This window comes from Aminipila sp. (genome assembly GCF_032051575.1).
In the GTDB taxonomy this organism is placed as follows: domain Bacteria; phylum Bacillota; class Clostridia; order Peptostreptococcales; family Anaerovoracaceae; genus Aminipila.
Genome location: NZ_DAMBYD010000020.1, coordinates 10144 through 13957, shown reverse-complemented (window position 1 = coordinate 13957; position 3814 = coordinate 10144). Strand labels below are relative to the sequence as shown.

Here is a 3814-nt window from a genome sequence, read left to right as displayed (position 1 = left end):
AAATATATTTATAACATTGGTTGATGGTATTCAGTTTTCAATGGTATGGAAAGATTATTATCGACAGTGAAATTTTTCAAATAAAAAATAAATTGACTTAAATAGACTACTGTGCTAAAGTGATTTTGTAAATTATAAATTACAAAATAGTTTAATATTTAAGTTTTCTAGGGTTCCGCAGTTTATAACTGGCAGGTCCGAGAGAAAACGCACAGTTAATTGTGTACACGGAAGGATAAAAGCCTGGGAGATATTTTAATAATATCACTTATGGCTTTTTTATTTTTATTTCTTTTAAATAAGTCATGAGATATTATTATACTAATCTAACTACTAATTAAAGGAGGATTTCTAATGAAAAAGTTTGTCATTGAAAATGAATTTTGGAGCCTATTTCCAAGTGTAAAAATCGGAGTAATTGTTTGTTATGGTATAGATAATACTATAAAGGATAAAGAGGCATATAAAAAAATGATTTTAAATTCAGAGAAGGAAGCCTTAAAGTATTTGCAGAACGAAGAATTTAGCAGTAACGAAGTTATAAAAGTATGGAGAGAGGCATTTAAAAAGTTTAAAACAAAGAAGGGTGCAAGGTCATCTATTGAGGCGTTACTAAAGAGAGTGCATAATGGAAATCAATTAGGAACTATTAATCCACTTGTTGATATTTATAACTCTGTTTCATTAAGATATGCACTTCCTTGTGGTGGTGAGGATATAGATACATTTGTTGGGGATATAAGATTAACTAAGGCTGTTGGAAATGAAAGTTTTGTAGTATTAGGAACGGATAAAAGTGAACCACCATATGAAGGTGAAATAGTATATAAAGATAATGAGGGAGCAATTTGTAGGTGCTGGAATTGGCGTGAGTCAGTAAGAACCATGCTTACTGAAAATACAAAGAATGCTTTTTTGTGTATTGAATTAATTGATGAAAAAAGAACAGAAGAGTTCGAAAATGCTTTAAAAGATTTAGAGAAAACAGTACAAGATAATTTAGGAGGAACATGTAAGGTCTCAATTCTTGATATTAACAATAAAGAAGTAACAATACTTTAATTTGAGGAGGATAAGTTAATGAGTGGTTTCAGTTATAAAGATATTTATAGCGAAGATGGAAAAAGAGTATTGGAAGTGAACATACTTCCAGAAAAACATTGTAACTTTGATTGTATATTTTGTCCTATTGGAAGATCGCAAAACAAGGTAGACACCCAGAAGTCTTTTGATGAAATGGATAGTTCATTAAAAGAACTGGAAAGCATGATAGAAAAAACTAAAGCTGAGTTAGTTTTTATTAATTCATAAGGAGAAGCTTTAGTGAATGAAAATATTATTGATATAATTAATATTATTAAAGGTAAAGGGTTGCCAGTGAAGCTATTATCAAACGGTTATATTCTAAACTTGCCAGAATTTAAAGAGATTGCAAATATGTGCGAGGAAGTTATTGGTGAGATAAAGGTTGCTTCAAATGAAGATTTCCAAAAAATCCAAAGGCCAATTGAAGGATATACCTTTGAGAATCATATTTCAAATATGAAAGCTTTTAGAGAGCAGTATAAAGGTAAATTTATATTAGAAGTAACTATTCTAAAGGGCTATAACGATGATGAAGAATCCATACAGAAACTAAAAAGTGTTATTAAAGAAATATCTCCTAACAAGGTAATTATTGAAAGATTAGAAGATGAAAAATTTAAGAAAAAACTTGGTATACCTGATGAAAGATTTGAGGAAATTTCAAATTCATTACTAAATATTTAGTAATGCTCAGATTTAATATAAATAATAAATATTTTAAGAGAATCCTAAATGTAAAAAGGATTCTCTTAATTTTTAATAAGTATTAAAAATCAGTAAGAATATTATGGATTAAGTTGTGTCATTAATTCTTAAAATATGTACATTTATAGTAAATAATGGTATTATATTATGAAGCGTTGTACATATAAAGTTACTAATTCATACGAAAAAGGAGTAAATATAATGAGCGATGGATGGAATATAATAAAGAACAATAATGATATTGAGATTTATTAAATGGATATTGTGGCTTTCATGATTCTTGTATCTGTAAAGTTGACTATATAAGTGGTGCAAGCGTTAATGAAGAAAGAACAATGACAGGTTGTAGTGCTGAAACTTCAAAATTGAAGGTTAATTTTCAAAGCCAAATGGTATTGAAAACTCTTCAGTTACAGTTTATTGGTTTGCGTCGTATGAATTTAATAGGATATGAAAAAAACTATTTTAGTGATATTACATCATGTTATTTATCTATGCATGAGGGATATATACTTTGGGCTAATAATGATTGGTTTGATCCAGAAGCTCCTTGTGAAAATAAACTTTTAAATGAACCTATGGATACATTTATTGTAGCAGATAAGTTGCAATGGAGATTTATAGATGACAACAAAAAAGGTTAGAAGAGTAGGTAAAAGAAAGAGTATGGGGTGGAAATGTTTTTTCTGATTCGGAATTGCGAAACTTAAAGTATCCACCTTTGAAAGATTTTTAGAAAACTTTTTATATAAAAGGAGGAAAAAATGTTTTTTAATAATATAGAAACAGATAGATTATTTCTTAAAAACATATCCAGTGATGACAGAGATTTTATATTTAGCGAATTTTCAGATGATGTAGTTAATAGATACCTATTTGATGCTGAGCCATTAACTGATGTTGAAGGTGCAGATGAAATTATTAATTTTTATACACAGCAGGAACCACGATTACAGAATCGTTGGATTATAATAAGAAAATCAGATGGGATTAAAATGGGTACATGTGGGTTTCATTGTTGGAATCACACAGAGTATAAAGTGGAAATTGGTTATGATCTTAAAGAAGAATTTTGGGGAAATGGGTATATGCAAGAAGCAATTAAAGAAATTATTACATTCGCCATAAGAAATATGAATATAAAAGAAATAAGTGCATGCATTTATATTGACAATAAAAGGTCAATTAGTCTTGTTGAAAATCTTGGATTTGTTTTATCTGGTTCAACATATGAATTATTTAGAGATAAAAAATATTTGCATAATATATATTCCCTTTATCTAACCAATTTAACATAATCTATCTACGGCGTAATGGTGTTGACCAAGCTTTAAAAATTAATCTTCCAGACAAAACATAACAAAAAAAGTCGGGAATAACTGCTTGAAAAGCAATATGATATAAATGTAGACAGGAGTGATGAGTATGGGATGGATTGAATGTATTGGTGAAGCTATTAGTTACATCGAGGAAAATATCACCGAGGAACTTACAATAGAGGAAATTGCAACACAGGCTTTGGTGTCACCTTTTTATTTCCAAAAAGGATTTGCAATGCTTTGTGGTTTTACGGTTGGAGAGTATATTAGACAACGTAGGCTTACTCTTGCCGGCAGTGAGCTTGTATCTACTGATGAGAAAATTATTGATATTGCAGTGAAATATGGCTATAACTCACCAGATAGTTTCACAAAAGCCTTCACTCGTTTCCATGGTGTCACACCTACTGCAGTTCGAAAAGACGGAGCAATGATTAAATCTTTTGGGACCTTAAAAATCAAATTTTCATTGGAAGGCGGTTATATTATGGATTACAAAATTGTTGAAAAAGATTCATTTACAGTTATGGGAGTATCAAAGGTATTTAAATATGATAGTGCAACTAGAGAAATTCCACAGTTTTGGACAGAGCATTATCAAACAGGAAAGGGTAAAGTTGTGTGCGGAATGTACGGTGTATGCATTGATGAGAGTATGGGTTCAGATGAATTTGAATACTTGATTGCCGATAATTATATTCCAT

At 29.8% G+C, this 3814-nt stretch carries 6 protein-coding genes and 1 riboswitch; all 6 genes read left to right on the top strand.

What is annotated here, in order from left to right; translation table 11 throughout:
• Nucleotides 1-156: 156 nt before the first annotated feature.
• Nucleotides 157-252, top strand: a riboswitch (guanidine-I (ykkC/yxkD leader).
• A 102-nt stretch (nt 253-354) separates the two neighbouring features.
• Nucleotides 355-1062 carry a B3/B4 domain-containing protein gene (locus RTW14_RS18480; protein WP_312654261.1) on the top strand — a complete coding sequence of 236 codons (708 nt, stop codon included), beginning with the start codon at nt 355-357 and terminating at the stop codon, nt 1060-1062.
• Between the two features lie 18 nt (nt 1063-1080).
• Entirely contained in the window at nt 1081-1311 is a 231-nt protein-coding gene (locus RTW14_RS18720; RefSeq protein ID WP_331654515.1) for a hypothetical protein, read from the top strand.
• Nucleotides 1312-1323: 12 nt separating this feature from the next.
• Complete coding sequence (locus tag RTW14_RS18715; protein WP_331654514.1) at nt 1324-1770, top strand: hypothetical protein; 447 nt, start codon at nt 1324-1326, stop codon at nt 1768-1770.
• A gap of 356 nt (nt 1771-2126) precedes the next feature.
• Entirely contained in the window at nt 2127-2435 is a 309-nt protein-coding gene (locus RTW14_RS18470; RefSeq protein WP_312654259.1) for a hypothetical protein, read from the top strand.
• A gap of 120 nt (nt 2436-2555) precedes the next feature.
• Entirely contained in the window at nt 2556-3089 is a 534-nt protein-coding gene (locus RTW14_RS18465) for a GNAT family N-acetyltransferase (protein ID WP_312654257.1), read from the top strand.
• A gap of 127 nt (nt 3090-3216) precedes the next feature.
• Nucleotides 3217-3814, top strand: a 598-nt coding sequence (locus RTW14_RS18460; protein ID WP_312654255.1) for an AraC family transcriptional regulator, incomplete at its 3' end; no start/stop codon positions are given.

Excerpts from the sequence above, each read along its gene's own strand:
- RTW14_RS18470 (WP_312654259.1), top strand. The coding sequence starts at position 2,127 with ATGACAGGTTGTAGTGCTGAAACTTCAAAATTGAAGGTTAATTTTCAA.
- RTW14_RS18480 (WP_312654261.1), top strand. The coding sequence starts at position 355 with ATGAAAAAGTTTGTCATTGAAAATGAATTTTGGAGCCTATTTCCAAGT.
- RTW14_RS18465 (WP_312654257.1), top strand. The coding sequence starts at position 2,556 with ATGTTTTTTAATAATATAGAAACAGATAGATTATTTCTTAAAAACATA.
- RTW14_RS18720 (WP_331654515.1), top strand. The coding sequence starts at position 1,081 with ATGAGTGGTTTCAGTTATAAAGATATTTATAGCGAAGATGGAAAAAGA.